At 36.2% G+C, this 21202-nt stretch carries 16 protein-coding genes; 8 read left to right on the forward strand and 8 right to left on the reverse strand.

Annotated elements, in window-relative coordinates; all coding sequences use genetic code 11:
* Positions 1–5 precede the first annotated feature (5 nt).
* Complete coding sequence (locus SIB89_RS03840) at positions 6–5924, reverse strand: T9SS type A sorting domain-containing protein (protein ID WP_412561229.1); 5919 nt, start codon at positions 5922–5924, stop codon at positions 6–8.
* A gap of 336 nt (positions 5925–6260) precedes the next feature.
* On the opposite strand from SIB89_RS03840, the gene SIB89_RS03845 reads away from it, so the two are divergent.
* Positions 6261–6860: a YdeI/OmpD-associated family protein gene (locus SIB89_RS03845; protein WP_412561230.1), complete on the forward strand. Its 600-nt coding sequence runs from the start codon at positions 6261–6263 to the stop codon at positions 6858–6860.
* Between the two features lie 84 nt (positions 6861–6944).
* On the opposite strand, the gene SIB89_RS03850 is transcribed toward SIB89_RS03845, so the two are convergent.
* The 5 genes from SIB89_RS03850 to SIB89_RS03870 form a co-directional block, all read right to left on the reverse strand.
* The gene (locus tag SIB89_RS03850; RefSeq protein WP_412561231.1) at positions 6945–7418 is read right to left on the reverse strand and encodes a hypothetical protein; all 474 of its coding nucleotides are present in this window, start codon (positions 7416–7418) and stop codon (positions 6945–6947) included.
* A 143-nt stretch (positions 7419–7561) separates the two neighbouring features.
* Entirely contained in the window at positions 7562–7852 is a 291-nt protein-coding gene (gene yajC, locus SIB89_RS03855; RefSeq protein ID WP_155089778.1) for a preprotein translocase subunit YajC, read from the reverse strand.
* Between the two features lie 10 nt (positions 7853–7862).
* Complete coding sequence (locus SIB89_RS03860; protein WP_155089777.1) at positions 7863–8411, reverse strand: DUF1573 domain-containing protein; 549 nt, start codon at positions 8409–8411, stop codon at positions 7863–7865.
* Between the two features lie 123 nt (positions 8412–8534).
* Positions 8535–9479, reverse strand: coding sequence for a transcription antitermination factor NusB (gene nusB, locus SIB89_RS03865; protein ID WP_273292825.1), 945 nt, complete (start codon positions 9477–9479; stop codon positions 8535–8537).
* Positions 9480–9571: 92 nt separating this feature from the next.
* Positions 9572–10675: a Glu/Leu/Phe/Val family dehydrogenase gene (locus tag SIB89_RS03870; protein ID WP_155089776.1), complete on the reverse strand. Its 1104-nt coding sequence runs from the start codon at positions 10673–10675 to the stop codon at positions 9572–9574.
* A gap of 132 nt (positions 10676–10807) precedes the next feature.
* On the opposite strand from SIB89_RS03870, the gene SIB89_RS03875 reads away from it, so the two are divergent.
* The 3 genes from SIB89_RS03875 (at position 10808) to SIB89_RS03885 (ending at position 15612) form a co-directional block, all read left to right on the forward strand.
* The gene (locus SIB89_RS03875) at positions 10808–12565 is read left to right on the forward strand and encodes an ABC transporter ATP-binding protein (protein ID WP_412561232.1); all 1758 of its coding nucleotides are present in this window, start codon (positions 10808–10810) and stop codon (positions 12563–12565) included.
* A 64-nt stretch (positions 12566–12629) separates the two neighbouring features.
* Positions 12630–13019 (forward strand): PUR family DNA/RNA-binding protein, encoded by a 390-nt coding sequence (locus SIB89_RS03880; protein ID WP_273292829.1) that lies wholly within the window; start codon positions 12630–12632, stop codon positions 13017–13019.
* Positions 13020–13101: 82 nt separating this feature from the next.
* A complete protein-coding gene (locus SIB89_RS03885; protein ID WP_412561233.1) occupies positions 13102–15612 on the forward strand; it encodes a M14 family zinc carboxypeptidase in 2511 nt (836 codons plus the stop codon).
* Between the two features lie 104 nt (positions 15613–15716).
* On the opposite strand, the gene SIB89_RS03890 is transcribed toward SIB89_RS03885, so the two are convergent.
* A complete protein-coding gene (locus SIB89_RS03890) occupies positions 15717–16064 on the reverse strand; it encodes a tRNA-binding protein (protein WP_412561234.1) in 348 nt (115 codons plus the stop codon).
* Positions 16065–16118: 54 nt separating this feature from the next.
* Between SIB89_RS03890 and SIB89_RS03895 the strand changes: the two genes are divergently transcribed.
* Genes SIB89_RS03895 through SIB89_RS03905 form a run of 3 tightly spaced genes read left to right on the forward strand, consistent with a single transcriptional unit; the run spans position 16119 to position 18165 of the window.
* Positions 16119–16673 carry a thioredoxin family protein gene (locus SIB89_RS03895; RefSeq protein ID WP_155089771.1) on the forward strand — a complete coding sequence of 185 codons (555 nt, stop codon included), beginning with the start codon at positions 16119–16121 and terminating at the stop codon, positions 16671–16673.
* Positions 16674–16679: 6 nt separating this feature from the next.
* On the forward strand, positions 16680–17597 hold the full coding sequence (locus SIB89_RS03900; protein ID WP_412561235.1) for a PhzF family phenazine biosynthesis protein: 918 nt from the start codon (positions 16680–16682) through the stop codon (positions 17595–17597).
* Positions 17598–17625: 28 nt separating this feature from the next.
* The gene (locus SIB89_RS03905) at positions 17626–18165 is read left to right on the forward strand and encodes a GNAT family N-acetyltransferase (protein ID WP_412561236.1); all 540 of its coding nucleotides are present in this window, start codon (positions 17626–17628) and stop codon (positions 18163–18165) included.
* 22 nt (positions 18166–18187) lie between these two features.
* Here the strand turns inward: SIB89_RS03905 and SIB89_RS03910 are convergent, their stop codons facing one another.
* Positions 18188–20338 (reverse strand): TonB-dependent receptor, encoded by a 2151-nt coding sequence (locus SIB89_RS03910; protein ID WP_412561237.1) that lies wholly within the window; start codon positions 20336–20338, stop codon positions 18188–18190.
* Between the two features lie 156 nt (positions 20339–20494).
* Between SIB89_RS03910 and SIB89_RS03915 the strand changes: the two genes are divergently transcribed.
* Positions 20495–21199: a lysoplasmalogenase gene (locus tag SIB89_RS03915; protein ID WP_412561238.1), complete on the forward strand. Its 705-nt coding sequence runs from the start codon at positions 20495–20497 to the stop codon at positions 21197–21199.
* Positions 21200–21202: the final 3 nt, after the last annotated feature.

Here is a 21202-nt window from a genome sequence, read left to right on the forward strand (position 1 = left end):
TTTTATTAATTAATAATTAACTTCTTGGTTACTGTTTTACCTTGAGAATTTAAGTGTACAAAATACGTACCCATGCTAAATTCTGCTCCAAGGTCTATAGTGATTTCCATACCACTGTTAAATCCTGTATTGTTGTATAATTCTACACCTAACACATCATAGATAGTAACTTCTAGATCATCCATTCCTAAAGGAACATTTAAGTAGAACTTACCAAGATTAGTTGGGTTAGGATACATGAGTACATTAGCGATATTTAAATCATCAATTGATAAAACAGAATTTGAAAATACTATTTTAAATCGATTATTTGCAACAGTACCTGGTAAACTAGAATCAACTGTGTAATCGTAGTTTACTATACCTGTTGCCGGTATCTCCGTATGTACATTTAAGTAAGCATCGTATAAGAACGCCGTAGCTCCCTGTATAGCTGTACCTTGTGCTACTATAGTGTAGTTGGTACTTCTATAGGTATTGATTTCTAACGGAATCTCATCCTCATCTACTGGTGTTGCTCTATTCTCAATACTCAATAAGACACCATCATTATTGGTTGCAAAATTCTCATCGAGATTTGTAATGTTAACGGCATCATAAGCATCAACGCCATTATTGCCATTACTATCAAATAACACTAACACAGCATCTGTAGCGGTCCCACCGTTGGCCAATGTACCGCTCTCGTATAGTGATAAGCGCAATTGTCCTTGATCTGCCGTACTTCCATTTCTGAAAATATCAGTTTCAACCTGAGAGTTATCTTTAGCAGATTGATCAATTTCCACTTCAGAAAGACCAGCTCCAGAGGTATATACCCAAGCGGCTTGTCCTGCCTGTAAAAATTGATTCGCATCCGTATCTGGTGATGACGCACCACTACCGTCTGTAAATACTGCGGTATAGGCACCTCTAGTTCCTAATGTAGGATCCCATACCCAATAGAATACATTGTCAATATTAGTAGACAAGCTGACTACATCACTCATATCTACCTGTGACTGGAATGGATTACCAAAGGCCACAAAGCGTTGCTCTGGTACATTTACCGATACGGTGTAACCTCCGACGTTTTCAGTATCTAATGCCCCTGTTGCACGCAACGTGGTCACTGAAGGCGGTGCATCATTATTTGTTAAATCAGTATTTCTGTCACCTCTTATTAAAATATGATACATGGTACCTGGCATAAGACCTGTAGCATTGGTATTTGCCAATTCTTCATATAAATAAGAATCATTATTGAATATATACGCTGATGGGTTACCTGTCTGCGTCACATCAAAGCCATCCGTATTACCTGCAGGACCTGTAATATGCGTATCCTGTTGCCAGTTTTCTGAAATTGGCTCAGATGTAAATACTGGCGATGCCAATTGACGGTATGCTCTTTTCGCTGGTATATAACGCTCGACGGTATAATCACCGTTGAAGGTACCCATTCCCATACCTATGTAGGCAGAACCTGTTTCATCAGATTCAAATACAACAGCTCCGTTATTAAAATTATCAACAATACCATCGTTAGTCAGTTCAACGTTTGGTTTTACAGTTATTGAAGTACCTGGGTCACAAATCACATTTGAACATTCAGCTACATAGAGATTTTGAGTTAAAACAGGATAGTTTGGTGCACCTCCTATAATATACACGTTTCCGTATACTGATAAGCCTGGCGCAATACCACCAGCCCAGTTTCCTGGTTCTGTCCAATCGGTACTGACAGCTCCGGTCCAGAAATAATCTTCAAGTGGTAAATCACATGGATCTGGTGTCTCACAAGTAACACTTAACTCAAAGTTACCAACATCTCCAACATTCCATCCACCTATAGCGATATAATATGTCGTAGATCCATCGGATTCAAACGAAGTCTCAGCAAAGAAATCTGGTGAACCACACTCATCGTATCCTTCAGCTACGCTAGTTAAAGCACCTGAAGTACCAGTGTATACAAAAATCTCTGTATCAAAATCAGAACCAGCATTACACGTAGAAAGTGTTACTATTTCTCCAGCTGTAGTTCCTGTAAATGAGTACCATACCCATGGACTATCTGGATCAGCAAATGTGTCAGGACTATCTGGAGCATCAGCTTCATCTAAAGTAGCTCCTATTGTTGTACCTAATACTGTATCATCACAAGCAATTGCTATAGCGTCTTCGAATAAATCATTGTCTGGTGCTGGCTGTGGTTCCTCACAGCTTATCGCTAAATTGTAAGCACCAGAAGCCGAAGCAAACCCTTCAACTCTTATTAAATACGTTGTTGCACCATCTGATGTAAACGTCACCTCAGACTGAAGTCCACAAGAATCATCATTGTCAAATAATTGTGATCCATCACAAGCATCCAGGATACCAATATACGTATCGAAAGACGAGCCGCAAAGACTAACCGTTACTTCTGTACCTGCTTCAGTACCTGCAAGTTCGTAGTAAACGTCTGGTGAACCATTACCGCCTGAATTGGTAGCATTTTCTGTAGAACCAGATACTGTATCTCCACAGTCTATTGGTTCTGCATCTTCGCAGTTATCATTTTCTGGACCTTCTACAGGACATGTAAATGTAAAGTCTCCTAAAGAAGCATCACATGCATCGTCTGTTGTATCTATGTTTATGGTAACATTTTGTCCACTATCATAAGGACCTAGAACATTTGTACCAAGAGTTACAGCTGTCTGTGTTGTACCATCGTCGAACATTGGTGAGGAATTTCCAAGATCGGATACCTCAATAACAACGTCGAAGGTACCAGAACCCTCTGAGTTACATGTCTCATCTACATCAGCACTAGTAATTGTTGGACCTACACACGCTGGCGGTGCCTCACAAGTAATACTTAACTCAAAGTTACCAACGTCTCCAGCATTCCATCCGCCTATAGCGATGTAATATGTCGTAGATCCATCGGATTCAAACGAAGTCTCAGCAAAGAAATCTGGTGAACCACACTCATCGTATCCTTCATCTACGCTTGTTAAAGCACCTGAAGTACCAGTGTATACAAAAATCTCTGTATCAAAATCAGAACCAGCATTACACGTAGATAGTGTTACTGTTTCTCCGGCTGTAGTTCCTGTAAATGAGTACCATACCCATGGACTATCTGGATCAGCAAATGTGTCAGCACCATCTGGAGCGTCAGCTTCATCTAAAGTAGCTCCTATTGTTGTACCAAATACTGTATCATCACAAGCAACTGCTATAGCATCTGCGAATAAATCATTATCTGGTGTTGGTGTTTCATCAACATCGGTTACCAATACTGTTATATTCTGAAAATCTTCTAAACCTCCGGAATCTGTTACTATAACTCTAAGGTTATAACCGTTATTACCTCCAAAATCCATAGGGTTTTCAAAATCTGGTGGATTTATAAAGGAAACCTCTCCTGTTGTAGCGTCTATGTTGAATAAAGCTCCATCTACACCATCTGTTGTTGATATAGAATATGTTAAATCTATACCAGCCAAATCATCTTCTGCATCTACAGCATCAACATCTGTGACGTCAGTTGTATTTTCTTCTACAGAAACTGTTATAGTTTGATCACCTAAAATTGTAGGTGGTGTATTAACTGGTGCCTCACAAGTAATACTTAACTCAAAGTTACCAACATCTCCAACATTCCATCCACCTATAGCGATATAATACGTAGTGGATCCATCGGATTCAAACGACGTTTCAGCAAAGAAATCTGGTGAACCACACTCATCGTAACCTTCATCTACGCTAGTTAAAGCACCTGAAGTACCAGTGTATACAAAAATCTCCGTATCAAAATCAGAACCAGCATTACACGTAGAAAGTGTTACTGTTTCTCCAGCTGTAGTTCCTGTAAATGAGTACCATACCCATGGACTATCTGGATCAGCAAATGTGTCAGCACCATCTGGAGCATCAGCTTCATCTAAAGTAGCATTAATAGTTGTACCCAATACCGTATCATCACAAGCAACTGCTATAGCGTCTGCGAAAAGATCGTTAGCTGGTGCTGGTTGAGGACATGTGAATGTGAATTCGCCTAAGCTAGAATCGCAATCGTCGTCTGCTGCGTCTATACTAATGGTAACACTTGTACCACTGTCATAAGGTCCTAAAACATTAGTTCCTAGTGCTACTGCGGTTTGTAAAGTGCCATCATCGAACATTGGTGATGAATTTCCAAGATCTGAAACCTCAACAATTACGTTGAACGATCCGCTACCGTCATCTGGGTCGCAAAAGTCTTCTGAGACAACTGCACTATCTATAGTTGGTCCAACACAGGCTGGTGGTGCCACACATGTTAAATCTAACGTAAAGTCACCGGTACCGAAGTAATCGAAAATTCTTACCGTATAAGTTCCCGCTGCTGGCGTATCTAAAGTCACTTCCTCCGGGCTACCACTGTCACTACAGCCTATACTTGTAAGGTCGTCGCATGGACCAGAGTAAACAAATAGTACTCCATCAAAAGATGAACCTCCATCTACATCGTCTAGACCAACCGTATAACTGCTCAGCCCATCTGCTTCAAATGTGTAGAACAAATCCAATGCACTTGAGGACGCGAATCCGTTACACTCAGCATCGAGACCCGAAGCTGTCGCATTTTCATTGTTACCGGTTATAGTTACACCACATTCTAATGTTAGGGCTCCTGCACAACCATCGTTATCTGGTACTGGTGGAGGACAGGTATATGTAAAGTCACCTAAGCTAGAATCGCAAGCATCATCAGCTGTATCAATATTTATTGTAACGTTTGTACCACTGTCATAAGGACCTAAAACATTAGTTCCTAGTGCAACTGCGGTTTGTAAAGTACCATCATCGAACATTGGTGATGAATCACCAAGATCTGAAACCTCAACAATTACGTTAAACGTTCCACTACCGTCATCTGGGTCACAAAAGTCTTCTGAGACGACTGCACTGTCTATGGTTGGTGGTACACACGCTGGTGGTGCCTCACAAGTTACACTTAACTCAAAGTTACCAACATCTCCAACATTCCATCCGCCTATAGCGATATAATATGTCGTAGATCCATCGGATTCAAACGAAGTCTCAGCAAAGAAATCTGGTGAACCACACTCATCGTATCCTTCATCTACACTTGTTAAAGCACCAGAAGTACCAGTGTATACAAAAATCTCCGTATCAAAATCAGAACCAGCATTACACGTAGAAAGTGTTACTGTTTCTCCAGCTGTAGTTCCTGTAAATGAGTACCATACCCATGGACTATCTGGATCAGCAAATGTGTCAGCACCATCTGGAGCATCAGCTTCATCTAAAGTAGCATCAATAGTTGTACCTAATACTGTATCACCACAAGAAACTGCAATAGCATCTGCAAAAAGGTCGTTAGCTGGTGCAGAACCTGAGCCTGAGCCTGGTTCTGAACCTGTCGTAACATTTACAGTGATCTGTCCTACAGATGTAGACGAAGAGGTTACTGTAAAATCAGAAAGCTCAAAAACCATATTAAAACCACCAGTAGCAATATAATAAGTCCCTGAAGGCAATTCGTTTATTGTTAAAGAACTCAATAACCCAGTTCCACCATCGTCATCATTAGCAATAAGGCCTCCGAATTCATCAAATAGACCAATTTCTGTATCAATGGTACTGCCTTCCGTATCTATAGTTATATCGTTACAGTCTGCTGAATAGTCTAGTGCTATCCATAACACACTCTGACTAGCTCCATCATATGAAATTGTAGTATCTGTCATCTCATCACAGTTATCAGCAAATAATACATCATCTAAAGGAGGAGTTGTTTGTGCAAACCCTAGCATACTAAAAGAAAACAAAAATACAAGCATTAAATGCTTCACACCTTTGGGAATTGGATGGTCATCGAACTTTTTAAAAATTGAAAAATAATTCTTTTTGGGTGGGGCCTCGAAGGTAATTTTTTCAGTCATTGAATAAAATGTTATTGGTTATAGCTAACCACAACATCATAGGACTAGAATTAATTAAATAAATAATAAATTGCAGTATACCAGTGGTAACTGCTTTTATAGTAAAGTTGGCGCTTAATTGTTTTGCTATTAACCAATCGCCTGATTATAAAGACCTTTAAAATTAATCAAAAAATTATGTTAAAGTTTTTTCTGTAAGGTTTTTCGATGAAATACAAAAAAACTAGGTTGTTTATCAATTTAAACTGTTTACTGAATGAATATTATTTTTCAATTTAAAATTTTGTGTTTTGTTTTTTAATTTAGTTGCTCCATAACTATATATAAGTTAGATTTATGAAAAAAGTCCTCTCCGTTGAAGAATATGTAGAGCTCAATCCTACTTGGGCAGAAGCCTTAACACGATTGCGAAATATTATACTCAAAACAGAATTAACCGAAACGGTTAAATGGAGTATGCCAACCTATTGCCTTAATGGTAAAAACGTGTTAGGCCTAGGTGCATTTAAAAATCATTTCTGCCTGTGGTTTCATAATGGAGTATTTCTAAAGGATGAGCATAACTTACTTATCAATGCACAAGAAAACAAAACTAAAGCCTTAAGACAAATGCGTTTTATGTCAATAGATGATATTAATGACGCTGTGGTTTTGGCTTATGTTAAAGAGTCTATAGCAAATCAACGTGCCGGTAAGGAAATAAAACCCAAAAGAGTTACTAAGACTGTTGTAATTCCTGATGAGCTAGATACTGTGTTTAGGTCCAATTCAGAATTGAATACTGCTTTTAAAACTTTAACTCCTGGCAAACAAAGAGAGTATTGCGAGTATATTTCTGAAGCCAAAAGAGATGCAACTAAAATAAATCGCATCGAAAAAATCACGCCTATGATAATAGAAGGTGTTGGTTTGAATGATAAGTATAAAAACTGCTAGTGCTTCGACTTCGCTCAGCAACCAATAAATAAACAAGCCGCTCAAAAATTTGAACGGCATGTTCCTCAATTAATCAACCTTAAACTAAAAACCTATCCTAACACTTGGGGTTTTTACTCTAATTCCTGTTCGCCTATAGCGAGGTTGCCTTTCATAATAATAATGATTATGGTACCCATGATAATAATACGACGCATGATTATAGTAATACTCACTATGATGGCAATGATGGTCACAATGGCGGTAATGCTCCTTGTAAGCATCCTGTTTTCCTCTTTTATATGCTTTATAAGCTTTTTTATCTCTCTTTTTTAAATCCTTTTCGTAGGCTTTTTGTTCTTTCCAAAATTCCTTTTCTTTCTTATCGCTTTCAGCATTAAACTGCTGTTCAAACTTTGCATCTTCTTCTCCTCTTTTTGTGTAATAAGATTTTTTATCAGTTTTTGTTTCCTCCTCTTCTTTTTCTACATCATTACTTTTTTCATCTGAGTTTTGAGGCCAACCTATAAGTGGCATAAGGCAAATAAATACAAATACTATTTTCTTTATCAATTTCATAATTCAAGGTTTTAGATTTAATCGTAACCGTAATTGGCTTATATACTTAAGACACCTCGAACTCAGTTTACCCTATACTTTTTTTTAAGGCACAAAAAAAGCCACTCTTTCAAGTGGCTTCTTATATTTTATATGCTATCAGCTTACTTTACAGTAGCTGGTGCGTTTAGTTTTTTACTCATTTCCATTGAGATTGCAGAACGGTCAAACTTTATTTTACCTGCCATGGTTTCTATAACACAGCTGCTATCTTTATCGTTTAACTCTACAACCTTACCGTGCATTCCGCTTTTGGTAATCACACGATCACCTCGCTTTAATTCGCTAGCAAATTTCTTTTCTTGCTTGGCGCGCTTCATTTGTGGTGCAATCATAAAGAAATACATCACGGCGAAGATGGCTATAAATGGTAAAAAAGATCCTAATCCTTCCATTAACTAGTTATTAATTGTGGTTATGACCTTCGTGACCTGGTTGCGTAGACGTCTTTTGAGGAGTTGTAGACAATGGGTTAACTGCTGTCTTACTAGGAGTTTTCTGTGGAGCATTTGGATCTTGCTCTACCATCGCTGTAATCTTAACAACTTCTGTACCTTTTTCGGTATTTGTAGTCATTGTTAAAGATTTAGAAACCTTTCCGTTACCTTTACCATTAAACTTTACAGTAAACTGACCCGTCTCACCTGGTGCAACTTCTTTAGTGTAATTAGATGGTACTGTACAACCACAAGTACTCTTAATGTTACTTACTACTAACATTGAATTACCTGTGTTGGTGTATTTAAAAATAGTTTCAACAGGAGTTCCGTTCATGATCGTTCCAAAATCATGCTCCATTTTGTCCATTTTCAATACTGGAAAATCACCAGCATTTGCATCTCTTTCTGCAGCAACAGCTACATTTTCAGATTTAATTTTACTAGCAGCATCATCTTTACAAGAAGTAAAAGCCACCATACATAATGCACTAAGTCCTAAGATTACCTTTTTCATTATTTATATTTTAATTAATTATATTCTAATTTACAGCTGGCAAAGGTAGTAATTATTTCAACGAATTAAAATTTTTAGGCTGACCTTAACATCTGGCTGAAAAAATTTATTGCACAATATATACTACATTAACCCTCTACCTGCTTTAAGATGAAGCTTGTCTGCCTGATATTCTTTTACAATTTTATCCAAAATGCCATTGATGAATAAACTACTTTTTGGTGTAGAATATTCTTTGGCAATCTCTAGATACTCATTGATGGTTACTTTGTACGGAATGGAAGGGAATTTTTGAAATTCGCAAAGCGCCATTTTAAGCAATACACCATCTACACTTGCCAAACGCTCACTATCCCAATTGGTGGTTTTAGCTGCAATTTCTTCTGCAAATTTTGAATCGTTTAAGATTGTTTTTTTGAGTAAGTCTTTTGCAAATTCCTTATCATCGTCATCCTTATAGAGGTTGGGCATTAATATGGTTTCTGGCGATGTCAGTTTTACTTTTCTCAATATTTTTAAGATGACTGTGTTTACTACAGGAAGATCATCTACCCAAGTCAGTTTTTTATCTTCAAAGTAATCATAGAGCTTATCGTTTGGTGCAATGACTTCAGAATAAACATCCAAAATAAATTGTTTATCGTTTTTAAAGGATTCCTCTGTATCGTTGATATAATTTTTATAAAGATCACTCTTAATAATCTCTTTGAACAGAATATCTACATATTCAAAATCCAAGTCCCAATAATTAAGTTTTCTCTTTTTTAAAACATCTTGCAGCATAGCATTACTGCTTATAAATTGCAATAACTGATTGTCTTGTAATTTGGTGTTTGGATTTCTATCAGTATCTGAACCTAAAAGTTTCTTTTGAAGTTTTTCGTTGTAATCCTTACTTTTTTTATTCAGCTCTGTAAGCAAGGCTAAAATAGAAAGGTACAAATCATACATACTATCTAAACTATGCAGTAAAAATTTTTCGTCTTTTGCAAGATCATCACTTTCAGTGCCTTTAAAAGCGTACAAGGATTGCATTACTTTTATTCTGATGTGTCTTCTGTTTAGCATATGTAAAGAACTACTTTTTGTTGGATTATTAAAAAAGGTGAACCTATTGAGATTCACCTTGCAAAAATACTATTATTTAACTCTGAAAAAAATTATTTAGAGTTTTCTCTTTTACGGGTTTCAATACGCTCTCGTGCGATATTCAAAGCTGCCGTATGTGTAGTTATATTATTCACTTTGGCATTATCTAAAATCTCTAAGGTTGTATTAAAAATATTTTCAGTCTTACGCATTATCTCCTGCTTATCGTAATCTTCCAATTCTGCATAAACATTAATTATGCCACCAGCGTTAATTAAAAAATCTGGTGCATATACGATACCACGTTCTTGCAATATTTTACCGTGCTTATTTTCTTCTGCAAGCTGATTATTTGCTGCTCCTGCAATTATCTTAGCTTGTATTTTGTTAATGGTCTCGTCATTTATAGTTGCTCCTAGAGCACACGGTGCATAAATATCCATAGGCTCGCTATAAATATCACTCCCTCCATAAATCGTAGCACCATATTTAGAACGCACTTCTTCCAATCGTTCTTGATTAATATCTGCAATGGTAACATTGGCACCTTCATTAACTAAATGCTCAACTAAAGCCTCACCCACATGACCTATACCTTGTACATAAACGTTCTTATCTTCAAGCACATCTGAGCCATATTGAAATTTAGCCGCGGCTTTCATTCCCATAAATACACCATACGCTGTTATTGGTGATGGATTACCTGCGCCGCCTTTACTTTCAGAAATACCTGTAACGTAAGGTGTCACATCTCTTACCGTATCCATATCATCTGTAGTCATACCAACATCTTCAGCTGTGATATATTTACCGCTCAATGAGTGTACAAATTCACCAAAACGCCTCATTAATTCTGGTGTCTTTTGTGTTTTGGCATCACCTATAATTACCGCTTTACCGCCACCCAGGTTTAAACCTGTAATTGCAGATTTAAACGTCATACCACGTGATAATCGCAGAACATCATTTAAGGCTTCCCACTCATTAGCATAATTCCACATTCTTGTACCTCCCAGAGCTGGTCCCAATACTGTATTATGGATACCAATAATTGCTTTTAAACCAGTATCTTTGTCGTTGCAAAAAACGATTTGCTCGTGATCGTCAAAAGAGTTTTGACCAAAAACAGGATCTATCTTTGAAAGCTCTTTAGCGCGTATTATATCTGAAGTCATTTAAATTAAGATTTAAGGCTATTTGAAGATTATCTAAAAACAGTGAGCAAAAATAAATGAATATTGGAGGATTAGCAAAATATTAACGTCAAAATAAGATTATCGTAATACTTTTGACTGACCATATACAACATGAAAGCATTAAAGCATCTTAATAAGTACTTTTTTAAGTATCGATACCGATTAATAGTCGGCATTATCATTACCATTGTGGCAAAGGTTTTTGCGCTTTTTACACCAAGGCTAGTTGGCGCTTCCATCAATGTGGTTTCTGACCGTTTGGAAGGAAAAATAACAGAAGAAGTTTTTAGAGCAGAACTCATGACCAACATTTTATACTTAATTGGTGCTGCTGTTATTGCTGGTATTTTCACGTTTTTGATGCGACAAACTATTATAAACGTCTCTCGCCATATTGAATATGACCTTAAGAATGAGATTTATCAACATTATCAAATCCTATCACTAAACTTTTATAAGTCTAATAGAACAGGTGATTTAATGAATCGTATTAGTGAAGACGTAGGTAAAGTCCGTATGTATGTCGGCCCAGCCATAATGTACACCATGAACACCATTACATTATTTACCGTTGCGATTATATATATGGTAAATACGGCGCCCAAATTAACAATGTATACCTTACTGCCGCTTCCGATTCTTTCTGTTGCTATATATAAATTAAGTAAATTGATTAATAAACGCAGTACGATTGTACAGCAATCATTATCAACGCTATCAACGTACACTCAAGAAACATTTAGTGGTATATCAGTTATTAAATCCTACGGTATTGAGCCACAAACCAATACAGAATTCGATGACCTTTCTGCACAAAATCGTCAGAAACAAATCAATTTAACTAAGGTACAAGCTTTGTTTTTTCCGATGATGATTCTTCTCATAGGAATTAGTAACCTCATCGTAGTTTATATTGGAGGTACACAATACATGAATGGCGAAATTGAGAACATTGGTACTATAGCAGCATTTTTAATCTATGTTAATATGCTAACCTGGCCAGTTGCCATTGTCGGTTGGGTGACCTCATTGGTACAACAGGCCGAAGCTTCGCAAGAGCGAATCAATGAGTTTTTAAATACCGAACCTGAAATTAGAAATAAAGCAAACGAACTTACTCCTATTAAAGGAGATATAGAATTTAAAAATGTGTCATTTGTATATCCTGATACGAATATTGAAGCTTTGAAAAATGTAAGCTTTAAATTAAATTCAGGAGAAACCTTAGCGATTTTAGGGAAGACTGGATCTGGTAAATCAACAATTCTAGATTTAATTGGTCGTCTTTACGATATCGACCAAGGGCAAGTTTTAGTTGATGATAAAATTATTTCAGAACTTAACCTTCACAGTTTAAGAGAAAGTATTGGTTATGTACCACAAGATGCATTTTTATTTTCAGATACTATTAAGAACAATATAAAGTTTGGAAAGGAAGACGCTACCGATGAAGAAGTTATAGAAGCTGCACAAAACGCAAGGGTACACAAAAATATTATTGGGTTTAATAAAGGCTATGAGACTATTTTAGGCGAACGTGGCATTACATTATCCGGTGGTCAAAAACAACGTGTTTCTATTGCGCGAGCCATTATTAAAAAGCCAGATATCCTTTTATTTGATGATTGTTTATCTGCCGTTGATACAGAAACTGAAGAGAAAATCCTCAAAAATTTAGTAAAACTGACTAAAGATAAAACAACAATCATTGTTAGTCATCGTGTCTCCTCAGCAAAAAATGCGGATAAGATTATCGTATTAGAGGATGGTAAGGTTATACAGACCGGAACCCACGAAACACTTATCAATACAGATGGTTACTACAAAGAGCTTTACACTAAGCAACTCTCTGAAAAAGAAATGCAATAATTTGTTTGTTAGTTAGGTTTTTTTTTAGATTTTTGATTTTGAATTTAAAAATTAAAGATTAGCTATGAGCGATTATGGAATGATGGACAAGGAAGAGATATATTCTAAAGTATTGCGCGCAGGAAGACGAACGTATTTCTTTGATGTTAGAGCAACTAAAGCAGGAGATTACTACTTAACTATCACGGAAAGTAAAAAGTTTACAAATGATGATGGATCTTATCATTATAAAAAACACAAAATCTACCTATATAAAGAGGACTTCTCTGAATTTAGAGAGATTTTGGCAGAAATGACCGATTACATTATTAACGAAAAAGGTGAAGAAGTTATAAGCGAACGTCATCAAAAAGACTTTAAACGCGAAGATGACTTTGTAGCTCAAGAAGCAAAAACACCAGAAGATACTCAAAGCACAGATAGCTTTACAGATATTAGCTTCGATGATATTTAAACTACTTTGTTAAATTATAGAAAAACCCTGATATTATCGTCAGGGTTTTTTTATTTTTAGACTTTAACCAACATTATATTACATGCGACATATTGCGCTTTTACTTTTTTTAGCAACCACTACCCTATTTTCTCAATCCCAAACGGATTTATCATATTATTTGCCACAAGATGTTAGTTACAATTCTAATATTCCAACACCAAAAAGTATCATTGGTCATGAGGTGGGCGAATGGCACATCACTCACGACAAGTTAGTACAATACATGTATGCTTTAGCCAATACTTCTGATAGAATTACCATTGAAGACCGAGGTAAAACCTTTGAGGATAGACCGCTTTTGTTATTAACGATTACATCTCCAGAAAATCATCAAAATCTCAACGCTATTCAAACCGCACATTTAGAAGCGACCGAAAATAATAGTGCCAATATAGAGAGCAGACCAATTGTAGTTTATCAAGGGTTTTCCATTCACGGTAATGAACCGAGCGGTTCTAATGCGGCATTGGTTGCCGCTTATTATTTAGCCGCTGCACAAGGTCCGAAGATTGATGACTTACTCAATAACACCGTAATTCTGTTCGATCCGTCTTTTAATCCAGATGGGCTGCAACGTTTTGCCTATTGGGCAAATACCAATCGTAGCATGAATTTAAATCCAGATCCCAACGATAGAGAATATAGCGAAGTTTGGCCTGGTGGACGTACCAATCACTATTGGTTTGATATGAATAGGGATTGGTTGCCTGTACAATTACCAGAATCTAGAGCAAGAATAGAAACCTTTCACAATTGGATGCCAAACATACTTACAGACCATCATGAAATGGGTACCAATTCCAGTTTCTTTTTTCAACCTGGTATTCCGTCTCGAACACATCCATTAACACCAAAAATGAACCAAGAATTAACCAAAGGCATTGCAGAATACCATGCAAAAGCTTTCGATAAAATAGGTTCGCTGTATTATTCTGAAGAAAGCTTTGATGATTTCTATTATGGCAAGGGTTCAACTTTTCCGGATATTAATGGTAGTATTGGAATCTTATTTGAACAAGCGAGTTCTAGAGGTCATATTCAAGAAAGTGAGAATGGCTTATTAACGTTTCCCTTTACCATAAGAAATCAATTTACCGCAGCCTTATCAACGCTTGAAGCTGCGAATAATATGCGTGAAGAAATTTTAGAGTACCAGCATAACTTTTTCAAAAATGCACGGAACGAAGCTTCAAAAGAAGGCAATAAAGCCATCGTATTTGGTGATGAAAAGGATGCCGCAAAAACGTATCATCTTGCAGAAATATTGAAGCGTCACAACATAAAATTCCACGACGTTAAATCTGATTTTTCAGCAGATGGAAAATCATACAAAAAAGGTTACAGTTACGTGGTTCCAAAAAATCAAAAGAACACAAGGCTTATCAATGCCATGTTTGAAAAGCGTACAACATTTCAAGACAGTTTGTTTTATGATGTTTCTGCTTGGACATTTCCATTGGCTTTTAATTTAGACTATACAGAAACTACTACTGCAAATGCAGGAGCTGAAGTTAATAATTTAACTCATAAAAATGGTGGGGTAAATTCTAAAAGCAACTACGCTTATTTGTTTGAGTGGCACGAATACTATGCTCCAAAACTTCTGAACGAAATCCTTAAAAAGGGCCTAAGAGCAAAGGTGAGCCTTAAAACTTTTAAGGCTAATGGCAAATCGTATGACTATGGCACCATAATGATTCCTGCTAAAAATCAGGATTTATCAAGCTCAGAAATTTATACATTCTTGGATGATGCAGCAAAGGAAAGTCATATCAATATTGACGCGGTTTCAACAGGTTTAAACGACGGCATAGACCTTGGAAGTCGTAATTTTAGAAATTTAGAATTGCCTAAAGTTGCACTATTGGTCGGTGATGGCATGACATCTTACGATGCTGGTGAAATTTGGCATCTATTGGATACACGCTACGACATCGTCGCTACCAAACTAGACACTAAAAGTTTTGGACGTGCTGATCTAAGTCGATATAACACCATCATTATGGTAAATTCTCGCTCAGGTCTAAATGACAACAATACCAAAAAATTAAAAAGCTGGATTCAAGATGGTGGTACTTTAGTAGCTTACAGAAGTGCGTTGCGTTGGTTAAACTCTAAAGAATTAATGAAAATTGATTTTAAGAAAAACAACAATGTTACAGCAAAGAATATAAGCTACGAGCAGCGTGGTGATTTTAGAGGAGCACAGGTTATTGGTGGTGCCATTTTTGAAACCAAGTTAGATCGCTCCCACCCTATCAACTTTGGTTATAAGAATGATAAATTAGCCATGTTTAGAAACACAACGATATTTATCAATCCAGACAAAAACAGCTATAACAACCCAATTCAGTACACTAAAAACCCATTATTAAGTGGCTACATTTCTGAAGAAAACCTAGACAGCCTTAGCTTGTCGGTACCTTTAAAAATAGGTGGTATTGGTAGAGGAAATATCATAGCATTTACGGATAATACTAACTTTAGAGCTTTCTGGTATGGTACCAATAAGTTGTTGATGAATGCTATCTTTTTTAGGGATGAATTTTAACGTTATTGCGAGGAATGATGAACGATTGACGTGGCAATCTTTTCAATTTTAGTTATTTACAATGAGATTGCCACAGCCCTAAAGGCTTCGCAATGACGGTTCAATTAAGACACTTGCGAACCATTTTTAACCCTAGTTTCAGGATGCAATAGAAACACATCATCCACTTTTACAGCTCCCATTACTAAGCATTCACTCATAAAATTGGCAATCTGTTTTTTGGGAAAGTTGATCACAGCTACTATTTGTCTGTTTACTAAATCCTCTTTTTGGTACTGGGTTGTAATTTGGGCTGAAGATTTTTTCACTCCTAAATCACCAAAGTCTATAGTCAACTGATATGCAGGCTTTCTGGCATTAGGGAAATCATTGACTTCAATTATAGTGCCTATACGTAAATCTACCTTTGTAAAGTCATCGAAAGTTATCATTTTGTTAAGAGAATCGCCCATTAAATTTTGTAATTTTAAAGCAATAAAACTAAGGAATTAAATCGATATAAAACCATGGCACGGACAGAATCAAATATGTTACCACTAGGCACAAAAGCACCAGACTTTAGTTTAGTTGATACAAAAGACGACCAAGTAAAATCATTAGATAAACTCAAAGGAACCACAGGTACATTGGTTATGTTTATTTGCAACCACTGCCCTTTTGTGGTTCATGTGAGCTCTGAGCTTTCACAATTAGCAAAAGATTACATCTCAAAAGGCATAAAGTGTATTGCTATCAGCAGTAACGATGTGGAAAATTACCCACAGGATGCACCGCACTTAATGAAGCAAAATGCCATAGAAAATGAATATATCTTTCCATATCTGTATGATCAAACCCAAGAGGTCGCTAAAGCTTACGATGCAGCATGTACACCAGATTTCTTTCTGTTCGATGATAAATTAGAATTGGTCTATGCAGGTCAACTAGACGACTCAAGACCAGGAAACGGTATACCAGTTACAGGAGAAGACATACGAGCAGCAATGGATGCGCTGGTGGACAACAAACCTGTAAGCAAGGACCAAAAACCAAGTATGGGTTGTAATATTAAATGGAAGTAAAGATTAATGTCTACTATAGATTATCATCTCGTTGACGTATTTACCAAAACTAAATATGGTGGTAACCAACTTGCCGTATTTCTAGATTTTGATGATTTGGCAAATGCTGATACCATGCAGAATATTGCTAAAGAGTTGAATTTTTCAGAGGTTAGTTTTATAAAGAAACAACTTAATAGAAATACTTTTGATGTTAGGATTTTTACTCCAGAATACGAAGTGCCTTTTGCAGGACATCCCACTTTGGGCACTGCTTTTGTCATTTCAAAACACATCACTAAACAACCAACACCTAAACTCAATATTCAACTAAAACATGCTACTATCAATGTTGACCTTGAAACCACTGGCTCTATAGACGAGGCTCTTTTTACTATGACCCAAGCACAGCCAAAATTCATAGAAACTTATGAAATTAATACGATTGCTGAAGGACTAAATATAGACAAGAATGTCATCGATGCCTCAAAACCCATCGTAGAAATAAGCACTGGCTTACCTTACATCATAATTCCTGTGATTAATTTAGAGGCTATGAACCAATTAAATATTAAGGATTACGATCTTGAAAATTTTCTAAAAACTCACCAAAAACACAAAACTAACAGCCCTAGTAAATTGTCAACCTCATTATTTTTCGTCACCAGTGAAACTTTTGATAAGACCCATAATTTTAATGCACGGATGTTTTGTCTAGAAGGAAAAAAAGTAATAGAAGATGCCGCAACTGGCAGTGCCAACGGGTGTTTTTTGGCTTATTTATTAAAATATGAATCGCCTCATATTTCAGCTATAGTTGAACAAGGCTTTCAAATGAACAGAAAATCATTGCTATATTTAAACGGCACAAAGTCTGATAGTGAATATCAAATCAAAGTTGGCGGTCACGTTGTAGACATAGGCTCTGGAAAATGGAATATATAATCTAGAAACCTTAACTAAGCATAATAAATTGAATATAAAACTCGAAACCAAACGTCTTATCCTAAGACCCATCAACAAAAATGATGCGCATAATTTTTACGAGATGGACTCAAACCCAAGAGTTCATATCTATCTAGGCAATAATCCTGTGACTTCAATAGAGCAGTGCAAATCTAAAATTGAAGGGGTTTTACAACAGTATAAGGATTTTGGAGTTGGTCGGTTGGCCATGGAAAGGAAAGACACAGGTGAGTTTATAGGTTGGTCTGGATTAAAATTTGAACGCGAATTGCGCAAAGAGTTTGATTATTATGACTTAGGTTATAGATTAAAAGAAGAATTTTGGGGAAACGGCTACGCCACCGAAGCTGCCATAGCATCACTAGACTATGGCTTCAATGATTTAAAACTAAAAGAAATTTGCGCCGCAGCAGATGTAAATCATATCGCATCTAATACCATTCTTAAAAAAATAGGCATGCAACCTTCTGGCACTTTTGAGTATGAAGGTGATCTATGTAATTGGTACAAACTAACGAATAATGACCGACTAATGGCTAATGGCTAATGGCTAATGGCTAATGGCTATTCTACAAATTATCCAACTGATTATCGCTCCCGTCTTCACTGATCGTCCAGAAGAAACCGACAAAGAAAAACTGATCCGCAGCAGGTTTTAAGGCTCTTCTATTAAATTGTCCATTCATATCTGGTGAATTAGCATACTGATAACCGTTTACATTCTTAAAGCCCAACACATTATTAACCGAGAAGTATAGAATTTTCTGTTGATCTAAAAGATATGCCCAATTAAAACTTAGACTATTAAATGCTTTAGTGCGCTCCCTGAGAAATTCATCAGTATTTGGGTTAGTATAAGGTCTTCCTGATGAATAACTATAGGCTAATCCTACTTGGCTTTTCCAGCTATCTATCCAATACTTTCCAACAACAGATACATTATGATTAGTTGCAAAATTAGGCTGGGCAGATGTTTCAAAATTCCTATAGTTACGTTTTGTGTCCAAATAAGAATAGCTTACCCAATAATCTAAATTCTTAACACTTGTATTGTCTCGCCAAAAAATATCGACACCTTGAGCAAAGCCATCACCATTTGTGGTGTAATTACTTTCAAAAGTTGTAAACTCTGTATCATACTTTATTAAATTATCGTAATCTTTTCTGTAAGCTTCTGCCCTAAATATTTTACCGTCATTAACGTGCTGATAGTTAAGAATGTAATGTGTTGTTTTTTCCGAATTTAAATCGTTTTCAAACTTTAAAATAGAACTATTTGGGTTTTGAAAAAAGTTGCCATAGGCTAATGAAACCTGTCCGTTTTTAGATGTCTTATATGCTAAAGCTGTTCTAGGAGCAAAATCTGTAGTATTAAATATTGAACTGTGATCTGCTCTCACACCGACTTTAAGAGCCAAATCCCTTGAAAATATTAAATCTGCCTCAGCAAAACCTGCTGTGATGTTATTTTTAAAACCATAAGTTTCATCTATGGATCCGTCCTTAAAGTTTTCATTAAAATCAGTCACAAACTGCTCAGCACCAAAACTCAATTTAAACCTACTACTGAATCGTTTCTTTAGCTTTAGTTTTATGTGAGCTGAGTTTTCTCTATCCTCTATATCACTTGTCATTACTCCTATATCATTTTTGGCATAGGTATAGCTCAAACCTGTACTTAAGGTCCACCCATTTCCAAGAACACCTTTATAGGAAGTATTGAGATAAAAATTATTGTTATTCAACTTAAAATCCAATCCATTTTCAAGATTGATATCTTCTTGGGTCAATTCAAATTTTGAAGTATCAAAAGCTGCATAAAACTTTAGCATCCCGTTTTCTAAACGTTGTCTAAACACGGTTTCTCCTTGCGCTCCTTGGTATGGTGTTTCCCAATCATTTCTGTCTTTAAAAACGGCTAAATAAGGTGCTAAATTAATATATGTTGCATTGAAACTTAAGGATGATTTTTCCCATTTCTGGGTATTACCCAAAGCTGCACCAACGGTCATAATACCAATATCCGTTTTTTCCTGATCGGGTTCATCAATAGTATTTAATAATAACACACTAGATAAAGCCTGACCAAATTCGGAAGAATAACCACCTGTAGAAAACGTAATACCATCAAACAAAAACGGCGAATAACGTCCACGTGTTGGAATATTATTGGTTGTTGGTGAATATGGCGTGAATACTCTAATACCATCAATGAATATTTGCGTTTCATCCGCATTTCCTCCTCTTACAAACAGTCGACCATCTTCCGCTACATTCGTGGTTCCTGGCAGTGTTTGTAAGGCGCCTACAAAGTCACCCAAAGCGCTAGCCGTGGTCACCACATCTAAAGAGTTTAACACTGACACTTTGCTGTTATCGTTGGCTTCAAACGTACCAGCACTTAAAACAACAGCATCCAAAGATTCTACATCTTCCCTTAGTATTATTTGTAAGTTGGATAGTTTTGAAACATCATCAATAATCGTTTTGGTTTCATAAGATAGAAAGGAAATAACCAAAGTTTGAGTTCCTTTTTCTTCTGTAGTAAAAACAAATTTGCCTTCGTCGTTAGATGTGTCACCATCGTAAGTGCCATCTAAATATATATTGGCACCAACTATGGGTTGGTTTTTATGATCCACTACCTTTCCTGAAATTGTAGTTTGAGAATAGCTTAGGTTGATGAGACATAAGCAAATGATGGTGATTAATTTATTCATTTTTTGATTGATTAAAAGTTCGTTTTTTGATACTGAAACAAATTCAGTATAAATTGATGAAACAAACTTCAATCATTTTTACAAGGCTAAAAATTCCATTTTACCGAACTGTAAAATTTTAATGATGAATTGAATTTTTTATCCTAAATTCCACTCATGAAGCTAACCAACATAGAAAAACAATTCTCCATCCTATTTTTTATCATCGTTCTTTTTGAATTGATTACCGGAAATGCAGAAAACTTGAAAACAGCTCATTACATAGCCAAACCAGCCATTGTTATAAGTTTGGTTTTCCTTTTTGTAAAAACTTCAGTACATCTTTCAAAAAACATAAAGAGTTTAACGCTCTTCGCACTAGTATTCTCATTGTTAGGAGATGTGTTGTTGATGTTGGTAGATCAATCATCTCATTTTTTTACTGTTGGCTTAATTGCATTTTTGTTAGCCCATATTATGTACATCCTAGTGTTTTTGAAGCACAGAAACCAAAAGCAATCTGCCGTCGGGTTTATTATTATGCTTTTAATATATGCGTCAGGATTGTTCTATTTGCTGAAGGACGGTTTGGGAGAGATGCTTTTGCCAGTTACCATTTACATGCTTATTATTCTAGGTATGGCAACATCTGCATTTTTGAGGCAAGGTAAGGTTAACACCTTGAGTTTTAAGCTCGTATTTATAGGTGCTGTATTCTTTATGATTTCTGACAGTATTTTGGCTTTAAATAAATTTTATCAGCCCATTCCACTTTCCAATATTAATATAATGGTCACCTATGCCTTGGCACAGTATTTAATTGTCTTGGGAATATTAAAAACACCCCTAAAGTCTCCTCAAGGGGACAATCCAAGCAAGTAAAAT

Source organism: Winogradskyella sp. MIT101101 (assembly GCF_047126865.1).
In the GTDB taxonomy this organism is placed as follows: Bacteria; Bacteroidota; Bacteroidia; order Flavobacteriales; family Flavobacteriaceae; genus Winogradskyella; species Winogradskyella ouciana.

Bases quoted from the DNA above. Each gene is read 5' to 3' on its own strand.
- SIB89_RS03860 (WP_155089777.1), bottom strand. From the start codon at position 8,411: ATGAAAAAGGTAATCTTAGGACTTAGTGCATTATGTATGGTGGCTTTT.
- nusB (WP_273292825.1), bottom strand. From the start codon at position 9,479: ATGCTAAACAGAAGACACATCAGAATAAAAGTAATGCAATCCTTGTAC.
- SIB89_RS03885 (WP_412561233.1), top strand. From the start codon at position 13,102: ATGCGACATATTGCGCTTTTACTTTTTTTAGCAACCACTACCCTATTT.
- SIB89_RS03915 (WP_412561238.1), top strand. From the start codon at position 20,495: ATGAAGCTAACCAACATAGAAAAACAATTCTCCATCCTATTTTTTATC.
- SIB89_RS03870 (WP_155089776.1), bottom strand. From the start codon at position 10,675: ATGACTTCAGATATAATACGCGCTAAAGAGCTTTCAAAGATAGATCCT.
- SIB89_RS03900 (WP_412561235.1), top strand. From the start codon at position 16,680: ATGTCTACTATAGATTATCATCTCGTTGACGTATTTACCAAAACTAAA.
- yajC (WP_155089778.1), bottom strand. From the start codon at position 7,852: ATGGAAGGATTAGGATCTTTTTTACCATTTATAGCCATCTTCGCCGTG.
- SIB89_RS03840 (WP_412561229.1), bottom strand. From the start codon at position 5,924: ATGACTGAAAAAATTACCTTCGAGGCCCCACCCAAAAAGAATTATTTT.
- SIB89_RS03910 (WP_412561237.1), bottom strand. From the start codon at position 20,338: ATGAATAAATTAATCACCATCATTTGCTTATGTCTCATCAACCTAAGC.
- SIB89_RS03890 (WP_412561234.1), bottom strand. From the start codon at position 16,064: ATGGGCGATTCTCTTAACAAAATGATAACTTTCGATGACTTTACAAAG.
- SIB89_RS03850 (WP_412561231.1), bottom strand. From the start codon at position 7,418: ATGAAATTGATAAAGAAAATAGTATTTGTATTTATTTGCCTTATGCCA.
- SIB89_RS03845 (WP_412561230.1), top strand. From the start codon at position 6,261: ATGAAAAAAGTCCTCTCCGTTGAAGAATATGTAGAGCTCAATCCTACT.
- SIB89_RS03875 (WP_412561232.1), top strand. From the start codon at position 10,808: ATGAAAGCATTAAAGCATCTTAATAAGTACTTTTTTAAGTATCGATAC.
- SIB89_RS03880 (WP_273292829.1), top strand. From the start codon at position 12,630: ATGAGCGATTATGGAATGATGGACAAGGAAGAGATATATTCTAAAGTA.
- SIB89_RS03895 (WP_155089771.1), top strand. From the start codon at position 16,119: ATGGCACGGACAGAATCAAATATGTTACCACTAGGCACAAAAGCACCA.